Raw genomic sequence first — 19,912 nt, 5'->3', positions numbered from 1 at the left:
TATGCAGATTCTCAAACACTGTTTTTTCCTTCTGGTTCTTGGCATGGCGGCGTTGTTTATGCCCCACGCTAAAGCGGCGTGTACCACTCCCGATATGCCAAAAATGATCGATGTCGCCTCCGTCTCCATCCCCACCACGCTGGCGGTGGGTTCCACCATTCCGGGTACGGAACAGACCGTGCACGTGGCGGGTAATTGCGATCATTCGTATGAGAGTGGAATGGAAATTATCTCCTGCTATTACGGCAGCGGGGCCGAAATTCCAGGGCTGACTGGCGTCTATGATTCTGGCGTGCCGGGCGTCGGCGTGGCGTTGATGAATGATAAGGGGCAGCGTATCTCCGGTGGGGGAAAGACCGCGTGCGACTCCCGCAGTACCCCAATCGGCTATGTCTCGAATGATGGAAAAATGTCGTTCGACTTTAACGTGACCCTCCAGCTCGTCAAGACCAGCGAAACGGTAAAGTCAGGAACGCTGAGTCAGGCGCAAACCCAGTTTGGTATTGGCGTATTCGGCAATGACGGCATCGGCAGTCCCAATACTGTCTCCTATGCCGGTAACGTTATTCTGCATCAGGTCACCTGTTCCGTATCACCGAAAAATCTCACCATCAACCTGGGGGATTTCCCGGTCAGTGATTTCGCCGTCACTGGCACGCTCTCGTCTCCGGCCCAGGAGTTTAATGTGGATGTGGATTGTGACACCACCGTTCAGCCGTTAGTGAAAATCACCAGTGCCAATGGTTACGAACCGCAGTTTGAAGGGGTCATCAAACTCACCCAGCAAAGCGGCATGGCAACCGGCGTCGGCGTCAGAATGCTGTTCGACGACAACATTGCCACCTTTGATAGCTACGTTCCTACCCAACGTCCGGCAAACGCCAATGAAACGCTGAGGATCCCCTTCGAGGTGCGTTACGAACAGATCAGCGATGTCGTCACACCGGGTCCAGCGAACAGCATCGCGACCCTTACCCTCGCCTATAAGTGATCGTTATGAAAAAAACCGCATTGATTATGGCGCTGACGCTGCTGAGCCAGGCTCACGCAGAGGATATTCAGATTGAGATGAGAGGGAATATTTACGCCAATACCTGCATCGTAGACAGCGCCAGCAAAGATCTCACCGTCAACCTGGGGCAGGCCGTATCAAGTGACTTTAAGAATGTCGGAGACACGGGCACGTGGAAAGCGTTCAGCCTGTCGGTATCGCACTGCCCGCAAACCCTGATGCTGGCCAACGCCTTTTTTTACGGGCAGGCCGACCGCATTCATCCAACAAAGTTTGCCAACATCGGTAGCGCCAAAGGGCTGGCGCTGGAGCTGGGCGACCCGCAGGACAATATTCTGCTTGCGCCGCAGGCGAGCTTTAACGTGCTGATCGATCAAAACACGCACACGGCTACCTTCCCCCTTGCCGCCCGCTATTACGTCACCTCGATACCCATCAGCGCAGGGACTTTCAGCAGCGTAGTCCGGGTGACTTTTACTTACCAGTAGGGGCACGCCGCTTAGCGCGGACGCTTTTTTTACGCCCGGCGGCGAGTGTAGCCGGACGTTTTTTCACCTCGGGTACGTCGGGCTGTTCGATAGGAAAGACCGGCAGGGCATTCAGCAGGCGCTTACCGTAATTTTTGGTGAGCAGGCGTTTATCGTAGATCACCACCTCCCCCCAGCAGCTGTGGCTGCGGATCAGACGCCCGACCTGCTGAATCAGGTTGAACGAGGCCGCAGGCAGGCTCTGTACTTCAAACGGGAAGCGATTCAGGCTTTTCAGCCACTCGCCTTCGGTGAGCACCACCGGGCTGTCTATAGGGGGGAAAGCAATCTTGTGAATGTGTACCTGGGTCAGGTAATCGCCCTTCAGATCCAGCCCTTCGGCAAAGGATTGCAGCCCCACCAGTACGCTGCGTTCGCCGTTATCAATGCGTTTGCGGTGTGTTTCAACCAGCCGGTAACGAGGCTGATCGCCCTGCACCAGCAGGAGCAGACGCAGATCGGTAACAAAGGTTAAAAACAGCTGCATTGCCCGGGCGCTGGCAAACAGCACCAGCATGCCGGGGTATTTTTTGCTTTCCAGCTGTTCGCGGAAATAGGCCGCCATCTCGGCAAGGTGGTGCTCTTCGTTGTCGATCAGTGGCTCGTAATTCATGCGTGGAATGACCAGCTTGCCCTGCTCGCAGTGGTTGAATGGCGAGTCGAGCGCGACAAAGCGATCCCCTGCCTTTTCCTTCAGGCCGCTCATCTCTTGCAACCGCGAGAAGCTGTTCAGCGAGCGCAACGTGGCGGAGGTGACCACCACATGCGGCACGCTGCGCCAGAGCAGCTTTTCCAGCTGATCGCTGACGCGAATACCCGCGCAGTGGAAGAAGAGATGCACTTGCCCTTCTTTGACCTCCCGCGTCGCCCACTTGGTGACCGGCGCGCCGGAGGCCTGGGCCATGGACGCCAGCCGCCACAGCTTGCTTTGCCCCTCGAACATGCCCAGCGCGCGGTTCATCTGCAACAGCACCCGGTGTACACGCACCACATCATGGGTGCCGGTCTTTTCACTCAGATCGTTTAAAAACAGCTCTGCCAGCCCGCGCAGTTTTTCGATGAGCTGCGCCAGCTCGCGGCAAACCGCCATGATCTCGTCCGGTAGCTCGCCCATCTCAAAGCGATGTTCCGCCTCCTGGCTGGCCGGGAGGTAGAGATTGAGGATGTTATTCAGCGAGGCGATATGGGTATAGATGGTTTCGCAGTGTTCGCTCAGCCGCTCCGGGATCGCCAGCGGCGGGATGGTTTTCGGGCGGAATTGATCCATGCAGGTCGCCACCAGCTTGCAGAACAGATCCAGCTGCAGGCGGAACCACGGGGCGGTGATCTCGGCGCTCATCTCCAGCGCATCGCGGGCGACGTCCGGCAGATGGTGGCCTTCATCCAGCACCAGCAGCAGGTGTTTTGGGTCCGGCAAGACCGACTCGCTCTCCATTGCCGCCATTACCAGCGCATGGTTGGCGACCACCACTTCCGCCTCCTGGATCTCACGGCGGGCGACGAAGAACGGGCACTCGCGATAGTAGTGGCAATTGCGGTTCAGGCAGCTGGCTTTGTCGGTACTGAGCCTGCGCCACAGGTCGTCGCTGATGGCCTGATCGGTGTGATCGCGCAGGCCGTCCCACTTATAGCCGTCGAGATCGGTTTTGAGCTTCGCGCACTGCTCCTGCTCGGCCTTGTTGTTGGGGGTGAGTTCGTCATCGAGAAACGCCAGCAGATCCTGCTGGGATGGCTCACTGCTGGCAAGAGCGGCCAGGTTGCGCGGGCAGACGTAGCGCCCGCGGCCAAAGGCGGCGGTAAAGCGCAGCTCCGGGATGATTTTGCGCAGCAGGGGCAGGTCTTTGCTGTAGATCTGATCCTGCAGAGCGACGTTGGCGGTACTGACCACCAACGTTTTTTGTTCTTCCCGGGCAATGGCGATGCCGGGGATCAGGTAGGACAAGGTTTTACCGACGCCAGTCGGGGCTTCAATTGCCAGATGTCGGCCCTCGTCACCGGCCAGCGTTTTTGCCACATCGGCAATCATCTGCCGTTGCGGTGCGCGGGGGATGAAGTCGGGGATCTGCTGTTGTAGCGCCTTATACCAGGCGGCAATTTGCGCTTTCAGCGCGGCGGTTAAAGCCATGATGAACCTGAAATACTGTATAAACAGCCACTATTGTGGCACTTTCTTAAGCGGGCCGCAAAAGAAAAGCCCGGCTTTACGACCGGGCTTCCAGATTACTGCGCTGCGGCAGGTTTGCGCGGACGGCGTCGGCGCTGCTGTTCGCCTGCCGGTTTGGCGTCGCCGTCACGACGCGGAGGTTTGTTCGCGGCTTTTGGCGCACCGCCTTCGCTACGGCGCGGCTGCTGCTGACCACGGCCACCGCCGCCCTGCCCGCGTCCACCGCCCTGACCACGCCCGCCACCATGGCGACCGTTCTGGATCGGCTCGGCTTTGATTGACGGGTCTACGTCGTAGCCGTCGAGGGCGATACGTGGGATCTCTTTTTTCAGCAGGCGTTCGATGTCGCGCAGCAGTTTGATTTCATCCACACAGACCAGCGACAGGGCTTCGCCCGTTGCCGCGGCACGGCCGGTACGGCCGATACGGTGAACGTAATCTTCCGGCACGTTCGGCAGCTCGTAGTTCACCACGTGCGGCAGCTCTTCAATGTCCAGGCCACGGGCGGCAATGTCGGTTGCCACCAGCACGCGGATATCACCGGATTTAAAATCTGCCAGCGCGCGGGTACGTGCCCCCTGGCTCTTGTTGCCGTGGATGGCCGCGCTGCGGATCCCGTCTTTGTTCAGCTGTTCTGCAAGGTGGTTGGCACCGTGCTTGGTACGGGTGAAGACCAGCACCTGCTGCCAGTTGCCCTCGCCAATCATCTGTGACAGCAGCTCGCGCTTACGCTTTTTGTCCACCATGTGGACATGCTGGGTCACCTGCTCGGAGGCGGTATTGCGACGCGCCACTTCCACTTCCAGCGGGTTGTGCAGCAGTTTTTCCGCCAGCCCTTTGATCTCATCGGAGAAGGTGGCGGAGAAGAGCAGGTTCTGGCGGCGAGCCGGCAGTTTTGCCAGTACGCGGCGAATATCGTGGATGAAGCCCATGTCGAGCATACGGTCGGCTTCGTCGAGCACCAGGATTTCAACGCTGTCGAGCTTCACGGCGTTCTGATGTTCCAGATCGAGCAGACGGCCCGGGGTGGCTACCAGCACGTCCACGCCGCTGCGCAGTTTCATCATCTGTGGGTTAATGCTCACGCCACCAAACACCACCAGCGAACGGATATTGAGATAGCGGCTGTACTCACGCACGTTCTCGCCCACCTGGGCGGCGAGTTCACGGGTCGGGGTCAGGATCAGGGCGCGCACCGGGCGACGGCCTTTGGCGTGCGGCTCTTTCTGGATCAGACGTTGCAGCAACGGCAGGGTAAAGCCCGCGGTTTTACCGGTGCCGGTCTGGGCGCTGGCCATCAAATCGCGGCCTGCCAGCACGGCAGGAATGGCCTGCTGCTGAATAGGGGTAGGTTCGCGGTAGCCCTGCTCTTCTACAGCGCGCAGGATTTCCGGGTCCAGGCCAAGGGTATCAAAAGACATAACAACTCCGAACCGCCCCGACCGTTTCAGGTGTAGTTTTCAGGGAGATAGTGACAAATAAGAGGACAAAAACCACAGTGTCGCAAAGCAGCGGAGTGTAGCAGCTTTTGTGACGTGGCGCATAAAATATCCCGTTGGATTCCCTTAACGAAATATTTCTCCGGCTGGCTGGACTTATCACAAATCTGGCATAATCTTAATCAATCGATTGATTAAGATTATGCACACTATGAATCCGACCCCAACCACCACGAAAGGCGAACAGGCCAAAGCTCAGTTGATTGCCGCGGCGCTGGCGCAGTTTGGCGAGTACGGACTGCATGCCACCACCCGCGATATCGCCGCCCAGGCGGGGCAAAACATCGCCGCCATTACCTACTATTTCGGCTCGAAAGAGGATCTGTACCTCGCCTGCGCCCAGTGGATCGCCGATTTCATCGGCACCAACTTTCGTCCTCACGTCGAGGCCGCGACCACCCTGCTGTCCGAGCCTTCACCGGATCGCGCCGCCATTCGCGGGCTGATCTTAAATGCCTGCCACAATATGATTCAGCTGCTGACCCATGACGATACGCTGAACCTGAGTAAATTTATCTCCCGGGAGCAGCTCTCGCCCTCTGCTGCCTATCAGCTGGTGCACGATCAGGTTATCGCCCCGATGCACACCCACCTGACCCGGCTGGTGGCGGCGTATACCGGCCGCGACGCCAGTGATACGCAGACCATTTTGCATACCCATGCCCTGCTGGGCGAAGTGCTCGCCTTTCGCCTCGGGCGGGAGACCATTTTGTTACGCACCGGCTGGACCGAATTTGATGCGGACAAAGCCGCGCAGATAAGCCAGGTCATCACCTGCCATGTTGATCTGATCCTGCAAGGTTTAACCCAAAGGAGCCTGGAGTTATGAAAAAACCTGCCGTTATTCTTCTGGCCGTGGTGGTTGTGCTGGCCGCCGGATTCGGTGGCTGGTGGTGGTATCAGAGCCAGCAGGATAAGACGTTAACCCTGTACGGTAACGTAGATATTCGCACCGTGAATATGAGCTTTCGCGTCGGCGGGCGGCTGGCGTCGTTAATCGTGGACGAAGGGGACACCATCACCGCCGGGCAGACGCTGGGCGAGCTGGATAAAGCCCCGTACCAGAATGCGCTGCTGCAGGCCCAGGCGGGTGTTTCTGTCGCCCAGGCGCAATATGATTTAATGCAGGCCGGTTACCGGGATGAAGAGGTGGCCCAGGCCGCCGCCGCCGTGAAACAGGCTCAGGCGGCGTATGACTATGCGCAAAACTTCTACAATCGCCAGCAGGGGCTGTGGAAAAGCCGCACCGTGTCGGCTAACGATCTGGAAAACACCCGCTCCTCGCGCGATCAGGCTCTGGCGACCCTGAAATCTTCTCAGGATAAGTTACGCCAGTACCGCTCCGGCAACCGCGAGCAGGATATCGCCCAGGCAAAAGCCAGTCTTGAACAGGCCCAGGCCCAGTTAGCGCAGGCCCAACTGGATCTGCATGACACCACCCTGGTGGCCCCGGCCAACGGCACCCTGATGACCCGCGCCGTCGAGCCAGGCAGCATGCTGAACGCGGGCAGCACGGTGCTAACCCTCTCCCTGACCCGCCCGGTGTGGGTACGCGCCTATATCAATGAAGCCAGCCTTGGCGAAGCCCGGCCGGGGCGCGAGGTGCTGCTCTACACCGACGGACGCGCGGATAAGCCTTATCACGGGAAGATCGGCTTTGTCTCTCCGACCGCCGAATTCACGCCAAAAACCGTGGAAACCCCGGATCTGCGCACTGACCTGGTCTATCGCCTGCGCATTATCGTCAACGATGCCGACGAAGCCCTGCGTCAGGGGATGCCGGTCACCGTCAGCTTCGACGATGGGCAAACCCATGAATGACGCGGTGATCCAGCTCACCGGCCTGGTCAAACGCTTTGCCGGAATGGACAAACCCGCCGTCGCGCCGCTCGACTGCACCCTGCATAAAGGCTATGTCACCGGGCTGGTCGGGCCGGACGGCGCAGGCAAAACCACCCTGATGCGGATGCTGGCCGGGCTACTTAAGCCCGACGAAGGCACCGCCAGCGTGCTGGGACTGGACCCGGTTCGCGACGATCGCGCCCTGCATGCGATGCTGGGCTACATGCCGCAGAAGTTCGGCCTGTACGAAGATCTGACGGTGATGGAGAACCTGACCCTGTATGCCGACCTGCGCAGCGTTACCGGCGAGACGCGGCAGAAGACCTTTCAACGCCTGCTCGAATTTACCGCGCTCGGCCCCTTCACCGACCGGCTGGCGGGCAAGCTTTCCGGCGGGATGAAGCAGAAGCTGGGCCTCGCCTGCACCCTGGTGGGTGAACCGAAAGTCTTACTGCTGGACGAGCCTGGCGTTGGCGTGGATCCCATCTCCCGCCGCGAACTGTGGCAGATGGTGCATGAGCTGGCAGGCGACGGCATGTTAATCCTCTGGAGCACCTCGTATCTCGATGAAGCGGAACAGTGCCGGGACGTGCTGCTGATGAACGAAGGGGAGCTGCTCTATCAGGGGGATCCTACCGCGCTCACGCAAAGCATGACCGGCCGCAGCCTGCTGCTGAATTCACCCCACGAAAACAACCGCCGCCTGCTGCAGCGGGTGCTGAAGCTGCCCCAGGTGAGCGACGGCATGATCCAGGGGAAATCGGTGCGGGTGATCCTTAAAAAAGAGGCCAGCGCCGATGATCTGCGCCAGCATGCGGATCTCCCGGATCTGGCCGTCAGGGATGCTGCCCCGCGCTTTGAAGATGCCTTTATCGATCTGCTCGGTGGTGCAGGCACCGCAGAATCCCCACTGGGGGCGATCCTGCATACCGTGGAAGGCACGCCGGGTGAAACGGTAATCGAGGCCAAATCCCTGACCAAAAAGTTTGGCGATTTTGCTGCCACGGATGACGTGAACTTCGCGGTGAAACGCGGCGAAATCTTCGGCCTGCTCGGCCCCAACGGCGCGGGGAAATCCACCACCTTTAAAATGATGTGCGGCCTGCTGGTGCCCACCGCCGGGAAGGCGCTGGTGCTGGATATGGATTTGAAAGTCAGCTCCGGCAAGGCGCGCCAGCATCTGGGCTATATGGCGCAAAAGTTCTCTCTCTACGGCAACCTGACGGTGGAGCAGAACCTGCGCTTTTTCTCCGGCGTATATGGCCTGCGTGGGCGGGCGCAGAACGACAAAATCAGCCGCATGAGCGAAGCGTTTGGGTTGGATCATGTTGCCAGCCATGCCACCGACGATCTGCCGCTCGGGTTTAAGCAGCGGCTGGCGCTGGCCTGTTCCCTGATGCATGAGCCGGACATTCTGTTTCTCGATGAACCGACCTCCGGTGTGGATCCCCTCACCCGTCGCGAGTTCTGGCTGCATATCAACAGCATGGTGGAAAAAGGGGTCACTGTGATGGTGACCACCCACTTTATGGACGAGGCGGAATATTGCGACCGCATCGGGCTGGTGTACCGCGGCAAGCTGATCGCCCACGGCACGCCTGACGATCTCAAAGCCCAGGTGGCCGACGAGCAACAGCCCGATCCGACGATGGAGCAGGCATTTATTACCCTGATTAACGACTGGGATAAGGAGCACGGCCATGTCTGATACCGCCCTCTCCTGGCGTCGGGTGCGCGCCCTGTGCATCAAAGAGACGCGGCAGATCGTTCGCGACCCAAGTAGCTGGCTGATTGCGGTGGTGATCCCCCTGCTGCTGCTGTTCATCTTTGGCTACGGCATTAACCTCGACTCCAGCAAGCTGCGGGTCGGCATCCTGCTGGAGCAGCGCAGCGAAGAGGCGCTCGACTTTACCCACACCATGACCGGCTCGCCGTACATTGACGCCACCATCAGCGATAACCGCCAGGCGCTGATCCAGATGATGCAGGCCGGGCGCATTCGCGGGCTGATTGTCATTCCGGTGGATTTCGCCGAGCACATGGCCCGCCCGAACGACACCGCCCCCATTCAGGTGATCACCGACGGCAGCGAACCGAATACCGCCAACTTTGTGCAGGGTTATACCGAAGGGATCTGGCAGATGTGGCAAATGCAGCGGGCGGAAGATCGGGGTGAAACGTTCGAGCCGCTGATCGACGTGCAGACCCGCTACTGGTTTAACCCGGCGGCCATCAGTCAGCACTTTATTATTCCCGGCGCGGTGACCATTATCATGACGGTGATCGGCGCTATTTTGACCTCGCTGGTGATTGCCCGCGAGTGGGAGCGCGGCACCATGGAGGCGCTGCTCTCTACCGAAGTCACGCGCACGGAACTGCTGCTGTGCAAGCTCATCCCTTACTACTTCCTCGGGATGCTGGCGATGCTGCTCTGCATGCTTGTCGCAGTCTTTATTCTCGGGGTGCCCTATCGTGGCTCGCTGCTGGTGCTGTTCATCATCACCAGCCTGTTTTTACTCAGCACCCTGGGGATGGGCCTGTTGATTTCTACCGTCACCCGCAACCAGTTTAACGCCGCCCAGGTAGCGCTGAATGCCGCCTTTTTGCCGTCCATTATGCTGTCCGGGTTTATTTTCCAGATCGACAGTATGCCCGCGGTGATCCGCGCGGTGACCTACATCATTCCGGCGCGCTATTTCGTCAGCACCCTGCAAAGCCTGTTCCTGGCGGGCAATATCCCGGTGGTGCTGATTGTGAACCTGCTGTTTTTGATTGCCTCGGCGGTGATGTTTATCGGGCTGACGTGGATGAAAACCAAACGGCGCCTGGATTAGGTTGCGCCCGGTGGCGCTCCGCTCACCGGACCTGTAAGACCCGTTGATTTTGTAGGTTGGGTAAGCGAACGCGCCACCCGACAAGAGGACGACACTATGCTTTACCGTTTATGGACGTTGATTCGCAAAGAGCTGCAATCGCTGCTGCGCGAGCCACAGACCCGGGCAATATTGATATTGCCGGTGCTGATCCAGGTGCTGCTGTTCCCGTGGGCGGCCACCCTGGAGGTGACCAATGCCACTATCGCCGTCTATAACGAAGATAACGGCAAGCATTCGGTGGAGCTGACCCAGCGCTTCGCCCGCGCCAAAGCCTTTACCCACGTGCTGATCCTCAATAGTCCGCAGGAAATCCAGCCAACCATCGACACGCAAAAGGCGCTATTGCTGGTGCGCTTCCCGGCCGATTTTTCCCGTAACCTGGACACCCTGCAAACCGCCCCCATGCAGCTGATCCTCGACGGGCGTAACTCCAACAGCGCGCAGATTGCCGCTAACTATTTGCAGCAGGTAGTGAAAACGTATCAGCAGGAGTTGATGGAGGGCAAACCGAAGCCGAACAACAGCGAGCTGGTGGTGCGCAACTGGTATAACCCGAACCTCGACTACAAATGGTTTGTGGTGCCGTCGCTGATCGCCATGATCACCACCATCGGGGTGATGATTGTCACGTCTCTGTCGGTGGCGCGCGAGCGCGAACAGGGCACGCTGGATCAGCTGCTGGTTTCCCCGCTGGCGACCTGGCAAATCTTCGTCGGCAAGGCGGTGCCAGCGCTGATTGTTGCCACCTTCCAGGCCAGTATCGTGCTGGCGATTGGTATCTGGGCTTATCACATCCCCTTTGCCGGTTCGCTGGCGTTGTTTTACTTCACGATGGTGATATACGGGCTGTCGCTGGTGGGGTTTGGTCTGTTGATCTCGGCGCTCTGTTCAACCCAGCAGCAGGCGTTCATCGGGGTGTTCGTCTTCATGATGCCGGCGATTTTGCTCTCGGGCTATGTCTCGCCGGTTGAGAATATGCCGGTCTGGTTGCAGAACCTGACCTGGGTGAACCCGATTCGGCACTTCACCGATATCACCAAGCAGATCTATCTCAAGGATGCGAGTCTGGATATTGTGTGGGGGAGTTTGTGGCCGCTACTGGTAATAGCGGCCGTGACAGGCTCAGTGGCGTACGCGATGTTTAGACGCAATATCGCGTAGCTTTTTATCTTTGGTTAACAGTGAAACGATCGCAGGCCCTGCAAGGATCGCCAGGCCTGCGACGGCCAGCAAAAAGTTGTTTTGCAGTACCCGGGACAACAACCACAGCACAATGACTGCCGCGCCAAAATACCAGGTGGTGGTCAGCTCTTCGAGCACATCCGCCACTTCGCGCCAGCGCTCTTCATGGTGACGCTGTAAAAAGAGCATTAACAGTACGGTGACGCCGTACAACACACATAATCCCAGGCCGACCCGCACCAGGGTTCCGCTCATCCAGGCCATCACCAGTACAGCCACTACCAATAAATGCAACATAATCTGCCAGCAACTGAGGCCGGTCGCGACGCGTATGCGTTGTTGCCACTTCATGGCACTCTCCTGAAGGATTTTACTCTGCTTGTTCAGACTATCGCACTTTACGGAAAATTCCGTAACACAGCACCTTTTTGTGACGACGACTACACTTTATTTTCATCAGGATAGAGACGCGGGAAGGAGTGTATGGCCCAACAAACCCGGCATTTTTCGCTAAAAGTGTTAACGATCAACATTCATAAAGGATTCGCGGCTTTTAACCGCCGTTTCATTCTGCCCGAACTGCGCGACGCCGTACGTACCGTCAGCGCCGATGTCGTCTGCCTGCAGGAGGTCATGGGCGCGCATGAGGTGCATCCGATGCATGTGGAGAACTGGCCTGATACCAGCCACTACGAATTTCTGGCTGACACCATGTGGAGCGATTATGCCTACGGGCGTAACGCCGTCTATCCAGAAGGGCATCACGGCAACGCGATCCTCTCCCGCTACCCCATCGAACACTATGAAAACCACGATGTCTCGGTTGGCGAGAGCGAAAAGCGCGGGCTGCTTTACTGTCGGCTTGCCGTGCCGGAGCTGACCATGCCGCTGCATGTGGCCTCGGTTCACCTTGGCCTGCGGGAAGCCCACCGCCAGGCGCAGCTGCAGATGATGGCCGAATGGGTCAACGCCCTGCCGGAAGGCGATCCGGTGGTGGTGGCTGGCGACTTTAATGACTGGCGCCAGCGCGCCAGCCATCCGCTGAAGGCGGAGGCCGGGCTGGAGGAGGTGTTCACCCTTGCTCATGGCCGACCTGCCCGCACCTTCCCGGTAAGGTTCCCGCTGCTGCGTCTTGATCGTATCTATGTGAAAAATGCCCATGCCAGCAGCCCAACCGCGCTGGCCCTGAGTAACTGGCGTCATCTCTCCGACCATGCACCGTTAAGTGCGGAGATCCATTTATGAAAAGTTCATGGCAAAGCGGTAACCGGATCAAGCTGCTGGAAAATGGCGATCAATTTTACCCGGCGGTCTTTGCTGCCATTGATAAGGCGCAGAGTCGGGTGTTCCTTGAGACCTTCATCTGGTTCGATGACAGTGTGGGCCGCAAGCTGCATGCCGTTATCCTGCGTGCAGCCCAGCGTGGGGTGCATATCGAAGTGCTGCTCGACGGCTACGGCTCCCCCGACCTCGACGACGACTTTGTAGGGGAACTCACCGCGGCAGGCGTGGTATTCCGTTATTACGATCCGCGCCCTCCTCTGTTTGGTATGCGCACAAACGTGTTCCGCCGCATGCACCGTAAAATTGTGGTGGTGGATGAGCAGGTGGCGTTTGTCGGCGGCATTAACTACTCCGCCGAACATATGTCGGACTACGGCCCGGAGGCGAAACAGGATTATGCCGTCCAGGTCGAAGGGCCTGTGGTGCAGGATATTTTGCAGTTTGTCGTGGAAAACCTGCCCGGCAAAGCCGCCGTGCGTCGCTGGTGGAAGCGGCGTCATCGCCCCGAAGAGAACACCAAACCGGGCGAAGCCCAGGCGCTGTTTGTCTGGCGCGATAACGAAGAGCACCGGGATGATATTGAGCGGCACTATCTGAAGATGCTGGCTAACGCCCGGCGCGAAGTGATCATCGCCAACGCCTATTTCTTCCCGGGCTATCGTCTGCTGCACGCCATGCGTAACGCGGCCCGTCGCGGGGTGCGGGTTAAGCTGATTGTACAGGGCGAGCCGGATATGCCGATTGTCACGGTGGGGGCGCGCCTGCTCTACAACTATCTGGTGAAAGGTGGCGTAGAGATTTACGAATACCGCCGCCGTCCGCTGCACGGCAAGGTGGCGCTGATGGACGATCACTGGGTGACCGTCGGTTCCAGTAACCTCGACCCCCTCAGCCTGTCGCTGAATCTGGAGGCCAACCTGATTATTCACGATCGCGAGTTTAACCAGACCTTGCGCGATAATCTTTCCGCCATCATCGCCGAGGATTGCGTGCGGGTTGATGAAACCATGGTGCCGAAACGCACCTGGTGGAATCTGGGCAAAAGCGTGCTGGTGTTCCACTTCCTGCGTCACTTCCCGGCCCTGGTGGGTTGGCTGCCGGCCCATACGCCTAAGCTGGCGCAGGTGCCGCCGCCGGTACAACCCGAAATGGAGACCCAGGATCGAGTCGAAGCAGGTAGCACGGGAGTGAAACCCTGATGAGCAAAAAACATTCGCGCTGGCGTCTGGCAAAAAAGATCCTCACCTGGGTGTTTTTTATTGCCGTTGCGGTGCTGCTGGTGGTTTACGCGAAAAAGGTCGACTGGGCTGAGGTCTGGAAGGTTATTCGTGACTACGACCGTATGTCGCTGATGGGCGCGGTGGCGCTGGTGGTGCTGAGCTATCTGCTGTATGGCTGTTACGACCTGCTCGGACGGGTCTACTGCGGGCATAAGCTGGCTAAACGCCAGGTTATGCTGGTGTCGTTTATCTGCTATGCCTTCAACCTGACCCTGAGCACCTGGGTGGGCGGCATCGGGATGCGCTACCGGCTCTATTCCCGCCTGGGGTTGCCCAGCAGTACCATCACGCGGATCTTCTCCCTGAGCATTACCACCAACTGGCTGGGCTATATCCTGCTGGGCGGGGTGATCTTTACCGCCGGGGTGGTGCAACTGCCTGACCACTGGTACATCGACCAGTCTACGCTGCGCATTCTGGGCGTGGTATTGCTGCTGGTGATTGCCGTCTATCTGTGGGCCTGCGCCTTTGCCAAACATCGCCATATGACCATCAAAGGACAGAAGCTGGTGCTGCCTTCCTGGCGCTTTGCGCTGGCGCAGATGGCCATTTCTGCCGCTAACTGGATGGCGATGGGGGCGATTATCTGGCTGCTGATGGGCGAAGATGTGAACTACTTCTTCGTGCTGGGGGTGCTGCTGGTGAGCAGTATTGCCGGGGTGATTGTGCATATCCCGGCCGGGATCGGCGTGCTGGAAGCGGTGTTTATTGCCCTGCTGGCGGGGGAACATGTCTCCCACGGCACCATTATCGCCGCCCTGCTGGCCTACCGTATGCTCTATTACTTCCTGCCGCTGGCGCTGGCGACGGTCTGTTATCTGGTGCTGGAGAGCCGGGCGAAGAAAATGCGGGCCAAAAACGAGCAGCAGATGGCGAAGTGATGTCCCCTCACCTCAACCCTCTTCCCATCGGGGAGAGGGAGAAGTCCTTTGCGGGCCCGGCAAGCAACGCGCCGCCGGGCATCACACTTAACGGCGGTTGCCGAAGATGCGCAGCAGCATCAGGAACAGGTTGATGAAGTCCAGATAGAGCGTCAGCGCCCCAAGAATGGAGTATTTGCGCAGGTTTGAACTGTCGCGCACGTCGATCTGCTCACCGATATTTTTCAGCTTCTGCGTGTCGTAGGCTGTCAGGCCAACAAACACAATCACCCCGATATAGGTCACCGCCCACATCAGCGCTTCGCTCTTCAGCCAGAAGTTCACCAGCGAGGCCAGCACGATACCAATCAGCGCCATAAACAGCATATTGCCAAAGCCGCTCAGATCGCGTTTGGTGGTGTAACCGTAGAGACTCATCGCGCCAAACATCCCGCCCGCCACGACAAAGGTGCTGGCAATCGAGGAGTAGGTGTAGACGATGAAGATGCTGGAGAGTGTCAGGCCGGTGAGCGCCGAGTAGAGCATAAACAGCGTGGTGGCCATCCCGGCACTGAGTTTATGCACCAGCCCCGACAGGACAAATACCAGCACCAGTTGGGCGATGATCAGGCCGAAAAAGGTAATTTTGCTGGAGAAGACGAACATCATCACGGCGGGGGTGTTCGCAGAAAACCACGCGACAAACGCGGTGAGCAATAAACCGCAGGTCATCCAGCCGTAGACCTGGGCCATGTAAGTTTGCAGCCCGGTACGGCTCTGCTGAACGATGGAATCGGAACGGGGAAATCTGTCCATAACATACTCCTTTTTAAGTGGACGCACTGTTATAGCCTAACACATCCCCGGAATCCGGCTACCAGCGGCTGGCGGCGTCCTTGTCGCTGTCGCGGGATTCCACCCAACGCTCCCCTTCCGGGGTGGCTTCGCGCTTCCAGAACGGGGCGCGGGTTTTCAGATAATCCATAATGAACTCGCCCGCGGCAAAGGCGCCGCCGCGATGGGCGCTGGTGACACCCACAAAGACAATCTCTTCTCCGGGCCACATTTCACCGATGCGGTGGATAACCGTCACCCGACCGAGCGGCCAGCGTTCACGGGCCTGTTCGACAATCTCTGCCAGCGCCTTTTCGGTCATGCCGGGATAGTGCTCCAGCGTCAACGCCTTCACGCTGTCGCCCAGATTGTGGTTACGCACTTTACCCGTGAAGGTGACCACCGCCCCGTCTTCGTCGCGCTCCGCCAGCCAGGTATATTCTGTGCCGACGTTGAAACGCGCCTCATCGACAACGATTTTGGTCTCTGTCATGTCAGCCCCCGGTCACCGGTGGGAAAAAGGCCACTTCATCGCCCGACGTCACCGGATGATTAAATTCCACCAGGGTCTGATTCACCGCCGCCAGCAACTTACCGGCGTCCAGCGCCAGTGCCCAGCGGTCGCTCTGCGCCGCCAGATGCGCCCGCAGCGCTTCTACGGTAGCGAATTCGTTATCCAGCGTCAGGCTATCGGTATTGACCAACTCGCGAACCTGCGCAAAAAACAGCACTTTAATCATTTTCATCCGCCCTGAAATCACCCGATTTACCGCCGCTTTTCGCCAGCAGGCGAACCGGCCCGATCACCATATCTTTCTGCACCGCTTTGCACATGTCGTAGATGGTTAATGCCGCCACCGACGCGGCGGTCAACGCTTCCATCTCCACTCCGGTCTTGCCCGTCAGGCGACAGAGGGATTCGATGCGTACCCGGTTATGCTCCGGCTCGGCCCGTAAATTCACTTCCACTTTGCTGAGCATCAGCGGGTGGCACAGCGGGATAAGATCCCAGGTGCGTTTCGCCGCCTGGATCCCGGCGATGCGCGCCGTGGCAAAGACATCCCCTTTGTGGTGGCTGCCGTCAATGATCATGGCCAGTGTTTCGGGGAGCATGGTGACGAACGCTTCCGCGCGGGCTTCACGTACGGTCTCGGCTTTGGCGGAGACATCCACCATATGGGCTTCGCCCGAGGCGTTAATGTGGGTCAGTTGCGACATAACTTACTTCTTCAGATGTGGATGGAAATTACACGGACGCGTGCGGGCATCCAGCTGCGGGGCAATAATGTTTTCCCACGCGGTGCGGCACGCTTTGGTGGAACCCGGCATAGCAAAAATCACCGTGTTATTGGCGATACCGGCGACAGCGCGCGACTGCAGGGTAGAGGTGCCGATCTCTTCGAATGAGAGCATGCGGAACACTTCCCCAAAGCCTTCGATCTCGCGGTCGAACAGCGGGAGCAGTGCTTCCGGAGCCTGATCGCCCGCGGTAAACCCGGTGCCGCCGGTGATCAGCACCACCTGTACGTTGTCACTGGCGATCCAGCGCGACACTTCTTCGCGAATGGCGTAGCGGTTCTCTTTGACGATGACCTTGTCGACAATCTGATGCCCCGCCTCGTGGGCGGCATCGCGCAGCCAGTGGCCGGAGGTGTCATCCTCTTCGCCGCGACGTTCGGAAACGGTAAGGATAGCAATACGCGTCGGGATAAATTCTGCGCTTACCTGACTCATCTTCTGGTTCCTTGTAGCGATTACCCGCCGATATAGGACAGGTTCTGGGTGATCCCGGTGTTGCCCTGATGCAGGAAGTGGGTCTGTTTTTTGTGCATCAGCGCCTCAGAAATGCGCGCTTCCAGTGCCTGCTGCTGGGCATCATCGGCCAGCAGGTCGCGCAGGTCGACGCCACCGTCGCCAAACAGGCACAGGTGCAGCTTGCCCACCGACGAGACACGCAGGCGGTTGCAGCTGGCGCAGAAGTCTTTTTCATACGGCATGATAAGCCCGATCTCCCCTTCGTAATCGGGGTGACAAAAGACCTGCGCCGGGCCGTCGCTACGCTGGCGAAGCTGGTGGATCCAGCCGCGTCTGAGCAGCTCATCGCGCAGCACCATGCCGGAGATGTGATGACGGGCGAAGAGGTCGCTGCCCTCGCCGGTTTCCATCAGCTCGATAAAACGCAGTTGTATGCGGCGAGGTTTGATCCACGCCAGGAAGGTATCCAGCTGATGATGGTTTACATCGCGCATCAGCACGGTGTTGACCTTCACCTTGTCGAAGCCCGCCGTAAAGGCCGCATCGATGCCCTCCATCACCTGGCGGAATTTGTCCTGCCCGGTGATGGCGTGAAACTGGCGGGCATCCAGGCTGTCGACGCTGACGTTAATGGCCGTCAGCCCCGCCTCGCGCCACTGGGCGACATCGCGCGCCAGACGATAACCATTGGTGGTCACCGCAATCTGACGGATGGCGTCGTTTTCACGTACCGCCGCGAGGATCTCAGTGAAATCCCGGCGCAGCGAGGGTTCGCCGCCGGTGAGACGGATCTTCTCTGTTCCCATGGCGGCAAAGGCGCGCGTCACGCGGCGCACTTCATCCACGGAGAGAAAGCCGTTATTGGTGGTGTCGCCCGGCTTGTAGCCGTCCGGCAGACAGTAGGTGCAACGGAAATTGCACACATCGGTAATAGACAAACGCAGGTAAAAAAACTTACGCGCGAATGCATCGGTAAGTTGTGATGCCATGTACACCTTTCCTGATACGGGAGGCACAGTCATTTCTTTCTGTACCCTGGTGGCGAAACCGCCACGGCCAGAGCACCATATCTTTCGACACAGGCGCAAAGGCTAGAGTGTATGTTTTCGATTACGAAAACGTGGTTATGCCGATAGTAGCGTGTTAAAAGCAGTTTCGCTATTACCGTCTTTCGTTATATAAACTTGTATATATCGACATGTTCGTGCCATTTCGATCCAGAATACGTCATTATCAAATTCTTGCATTGATATATGTCATTTTGCCCCCGGCGTAACATCGTCATTTAGGGGTAGTTGAGTTACTGTTAAGGTGTTCGTCTTTCTAAGGAATTTCTATGCGCAATCGCATTTTTGCTGATCTCGACCGTGTCGTCGCTCTCGGCGGAGGCCACGGACTGGGCCGGGTTATGTCCTCGTTGTCATCGCTCGGTTCACGGCTGACCGGGATCGTTACCACCACCGATAACGGCGGCTCCACCGGACGCATTCGACGCGCCGAAGGGGGGATCGCCTGGGGGGATATGCGCAACTGCTTAAATCAGCTTATCACTGAACCCAGCGTCGCTTCCGCCATGTTTGAGTATCGTTTTGGCGGTAATGGCGAGCTTTCGGGGCATAACCTCGGAAACCTGATGTTAAAGGCGCTGGACCACCTCAGCGTGCGGCCTCTGGAGGCGATCAATTTAATTCGTAATCTGTTAAAAGTGGATGCGTTTTTGATTCCGATGTCCGAACATCCGGTCGATTTAATGGCTATCGACAGTCACGACCATGAAGTGTATGGCGAAGTGAATATCGACCAGCTGGACCTGCCGCCAAAAGAGTTGATGCTCTACCCCACCGTCCCGGCCACCCGGGAAGCGGTAGAGGCGATTGGCGAAGCAGATCTGATTCTGATTGGCCCCGGCAGTTTTTACACCAGTCTGATACCGCTGCTGCTCATCAAAGAGCTGGCCCAGGCGCTGCGCCGGACGCCCGCGCCGGTGGTCTACATCGGCAATCTGGGCCGTGAACTCAGCCCTGCCGCCGCCGGGCTTTCGCTGCCCGCTAAGTTGGCGCTGATGGAGCAGTATGTCGGCAAAAAGATTATTGATGCGGTGGTGGTCGGGCCGAACGCGGATGTATCAGGGATGGAAGGCCGGGTGGTGGTGCAAGAGCCGCTGGAGGCCAGCGATATCAAATACCGTCATGACCGGCATTTACTGCGCGTGGCGCTGGAGAAGGCCATTCAGGCGTTAGGTTGAGATTGTGGGGCCTTTATTGCCCGGTAGCGCTACGCTTACCGGGCCTACGGGCTGGTGCGGTCTGGTGTCCTCATCCCGGCCTTCTCACACCGAGAGGAGGTATAAACCCTAAAAATGGCTGCCTTCGTCTGTAATGCCAGGCAGTTGAGCAATTTGTTATTTCTAAATGAGTGAAGTGGAAGAGTTTTGTTCACTACAGCACCTCTGCTTTATGCCCCCTCCGCTGCGGTGAACGTGCCAGGGGGGCTCGCCGCCTCCCCCCTGGCTACCCCGGCTCCCGGCAAAGAAAATCGCCGCTTCGCAGAATATTCGCCCCATCCCCGAGCCTCACCCCTTCGGGGCCAGCGCAGGCGCTGTTCAACATTGCTCCCGGCAATTTTGTCCTCAGCTTATTCCCTCCGGCTTTCGGGCGGGGCACCAGCCTGCATCCCTGCAGGCTATACCCTCTCGGCGCGTCCCTGCGCCTCGCCCCGGCCTTACGGAAACGCTTCGTCGATTTTCAGCCGGATTCCCCCACCCTCACGCTTCTCAGTCGCCTGAATGTGGCACGGG

Annotated in this window: 20 protein-coding genes and 1 riboswitch; of the genes, 11 read left to right on the top strand and 9 right to left on the bottom strand. The window is 58.5% G+C overall.

Annotated elements, in window-relative coordinates:
• The first annotated feature begins 1 nt into the window (after position 1).
• Both ACF8PE_RS07085 and ACF8PE_RS07080 read left to right on the top strand, forming a co-directional pair.
• Positions 2 to 991 carry a fimbrial protein gene (locus ACF8PE_RS07085; RefSeq protein WP_144839866.1) on the top strand — a complete coding sequence of 330 codons (990 nt, stop codon included), beginning with the start codon at positions 2 to 4 and terminating at the stop codon, positions 989 to 991.
• A gap of 5 nt (positions 992 to 996) precedes the next feature.
• Positions 997 to 1,500, top strand: a complete 504-nt coding sequence (locus tag ACF8PE_RS07080) for a fimbrial protein (RefSeq protein WP_392494715.1) — start codon at positions 997 to 999, stop codon at positions 1,498 to 1,500.
• On the opposite strand, the gene dinG is transcribed toward ACF8PE_RS07080, so the two are convergent.
• Together dinG and rhlE are read right to left on the bottom strand one after the other, a co-directional pair.
• Complete coding sequence (dinG, locus tag ACF8PE_RS07075) at positions 1,487 to 3,664, bottom strand: ATP-dependent DNA helicase DinG (RefSeq protein WP_392494714.1); 2,178 nt, start codon at positions 3,662 to 3,664, stop codon at positions 1,487 to 1,489. The two genes, ACF8PE_RS07080 and dinG, sit on opposite strands and share 14 nt — an antisense overlap.
• Positions 3,665 to 3,759: 95 nt before the next feature.
• The gene (gene rhlE / locus ACF8PE_RS07070; RefSeq protein WP_392494713.1) at positions 3,760 to 5,124 is read right to left on the bottom strand and encodes an ATP-dependent RNA helicase RhlE; all 1,365 of its coding nucleotides are present in this window, start codon (positions 5,122 to 5,124) and stop codon (positions 3,760 to 3,762) included.
• A 229-nt stretch (positions 5,125 to 5,353) separates the two neighbouring features.
• Between rhlE and cecR the strand changes: the two genes are divergently transcribed.
• From cecR to ACF8PE_RS07045, 5 genes are all read left to right on the top strand, one after another.
• Positions 5,354 to 6,031 (top strand): transcriptional regulator CecR, encoded by a 678-nt coding sequence (cecR, locus tag ACF8PE_RS07065; RefSeq protein ID WP_117385795.1) that lies wholly within the window; start codon positions 5,354 to 5,356, stop codon positions 6,029 to 6,031.
• Positions 6,028 to 7,023, top strand: coding sequence for a secretion protein HlyD (gene hlyD / locus ACF8PE_RS07060; RefSeq protein ID WP_392494712.1), 996 nt, complete (start codon positions 6,028 to 6,030; stop codon positions 7,021 to 7,023). The genes cecR and hlyD overlap by 4 nt, the downstream gene beginning before the upstream one ends.
• Positions 7,016 to 8,752 (top strand): ATP-binding cassette domain-containing protein, encoded by a 1,737-nt coding sequence (locus ACF8PE_RS07055; protein ID WP_144883848.1) that lies wholly within the window; start codon positions 7,016 to 7,018, stop codon positions 8,750 to 8,752. Before hlyD ends, ACF8PE_RS07055 begins: the two co-directional genes overlap by 8 nt.
• Positions 8,745 to 9,878 carry an ABC transporter permease gene (locus ACF8PE_RS07050; RefSeq protein WP_059308461.1) on the top strand — a complete coding sequence of 378 codons (1,134 nt, stop codon included), beginning with the start codon at positions 8,745 to 8,747 and terminating at the stop codon, positions 9,876 to 9,878. The genes ACF8PE_RS07055 and ACF8PE_RS07050 overlap by 8 nt, the downstream gene beginning before the upstream one ends.
• Before the next feature lie 96 nt (positions 9,879 to 9,974).
• Complete coding sequence (locus ACF8PE_RS07045) at positions 9,975 to 11,081, top strand: ABC transporter permease (protein ID WP_032617152.1); 1,107 nt, start codon at positions 9,975 to 9,977, stop codon at positions 11,079 to 11,081.
• Here the strand turns inward: ACF8PE_RS07045 and ACF8PE_RS07040 are convergent.
• Positions 11,043 to 11,453 carry a YbhQ family protein gene (locus ACF8PE_RS07040; protein WP_032617151.1) on the bottom strand — a complete coding sequence of 137 codons (411 nt, stop codon included), beginning with the start codon at positions 11,451 to 11,453 and terminating at the stop codon, positions 11,043 to 11,045. The genes ACF8PE_RS07045 and ACF8PE_RS07040 overlap by 39 nt on opposite strands.
• Before the next feature lie 132 nt (positions 11,454 to 11,585).
• Here ACF8PE_RS07040 and ACF8PE_RS07035 point away from each other — a divergent pair, with 132 nt between their 5' ends.
• The 3 genes from ACF8PE_RS07035 to ACF8PE_RS07025 are packed head-to-tail and all read left to right on the top strand — an operon-like array spanning position 11,586 to position 14,547.
• Entirely contained in the window at positions 11,586 to 12,347 is a 762-nt protein-coding gene (locus ACF8PE_RS07035) for an endonuclease/exonuclease/phosphatase family protein (RefSeq protein ID WP_032617150.1), read from the top strand.
• Positions 12,344 to 13,585 (top strand): cardiolipin synthase ClsB, encoded by a 1,242-nt coding sequence (gene clsB, locus ACF8PE_RS07030; RefSeq protein ID WP_032617149.1) that lies wholly within the window; start codon positions 12,344 to 12,346, stop codon positions 13,583 to 13,585. The genes ACF8PE_RS07035 and clsB overlap by 4 nt, the downstream gene beginning before the upstream one ends.
• Entirely contained in the window at positions 13,585 to 14,547 is a 963-nt protein-coding gene (locus ACF8PE_RS07025) for a YbhN family protein (RefSeq protein ID WP_032617148.1), read from the top strand. Before clsB ends, ACF8PE_RS07025 begins: the two co-directional genes overlap by 1 nt.
• Positions 14,548 to 14,634: 87 nt before the next feature.
• Here ACF8PE_RS07025 and ACF8PE_RS07020 read toward each other — a convergent pair whose 3' ends face one another.
• The 6 genes from ACF8PE_RS07020 to moaA all read right to left on the bottom strand — a co-directional run bounded on the left by ACF8PE_RS07020 (position 14,635) and on the right by moaA (position 18,104).
• Entirely contained in the window at positions 14,635 to 15,342 is a 708-nt protein-coding gene (locus tag ACF8PE_RS07020) for a Bax inhibitor-1/YccA family protein (protein WP_032617147.1), read from the bottom strand.
• A 58-nt stretch (positions 15,343 to 15,400) separates the two neighbouring features.
• A complete protein-coding gene (gene moaE / locus ACF8PE_RS07015) occupies positions 15,401 to 15,853 on the bottom strand; it encodes a molybdopterin synthase catalytic subunit MoaE (protein WP_163603595.1) in 453 nt (150 codons plus the stop codon).
• A 1-nt stretch (position 15,854) separates the two neighbouring features.
• A complete protein-coding gene (gene moaD, locus ACF8PE_RS07010; protein WP_032617145.1) occupies positions 15,855 to 16,100 on the bottom strand; it encodes a molybdopterin synthase sulfur carrier subunit in 246 nt (81 codons plus the stop codon).
• Complete coding sequence (gene moaC / locus ACF8PE_RS07005; protein ID WP_392494711.1) at positions 16,093 to 16,578, bottom strand: cyclic pyranopterin monophosphate synthase MoaC; 486 nt, start codon at positions 16,576 to 16,578, stop codon at positions 16,093 to 16,095. Before moaC ends, moaD begins: the two co-directional genes overlap by 8 nt.
• Before the next feature lie 3 nt (positions 16,579 to 16,581).
• Positions 16,582 to 17,094 (bottom strand): molybdenum cofactor biosynthesis protein B, encoded by a 513-nt coding sequence (gene moaB, locus ACF8PE_RS07000; protein ID WP_392494710.1) that lies wholly within the window; start codon positions 17,092 to 17,094, stop codon positions 16,582 to 16,584.
• Positions 17,095 to 17,114: 20 nt separating this feature from the next.
• Positions 17,115 to 18,104, bottom strand: coding sequence for a GTP 3',8-cyclase MoaA (gene moaA, locus ACF8PE_RS06995; RefSeq protein WP_032617142.1), 990 nt, complete (start codon positions 18,102 to 18,104; stop codon positions 17,115 to 17,117).
• Positions 18,092 to 18,226: riboswitch (molybdenum cofactor riboswitch) on the bottom strand. (Overlaps the previous gene by 13 nt.)
• A 225-nt stretch (positions 18,227 to 18,451) precedes the next feature.
• Between moaA and yvcK the strand changes: the two genes are divergently transcribed.
• Positions 18,452 to 19,360, top strand: a complete 909-nt coding sequence (gene yvcK, locus ACF8PE_RS06990) for a uridine diphosphate-N-acetylglucosamine-binding protein YvcK (protein ID WP_103791936.1) — start codon at positions 18,452 to 18,454, stop codon at positions 19,358 to 19,360.
• The last annotated feature ends 552 nt before the right edge of the window (positions 19,361 to 19,912 follow it).

The organism is Leclercia sp. GLN_9, from assembly GCF_043105735.1.
GTDB lineage: Bacteria > Pseudomonadota > Gammaproteobacteria > Enterobacterales > Enterobacteriaceae > Enterobacter > Enterobacter adecarboxylatus.
Note: the sequence above shows the minus strand (reverse complement) of the source record. Positions and strands in the feature narration are given on the sequence as shown.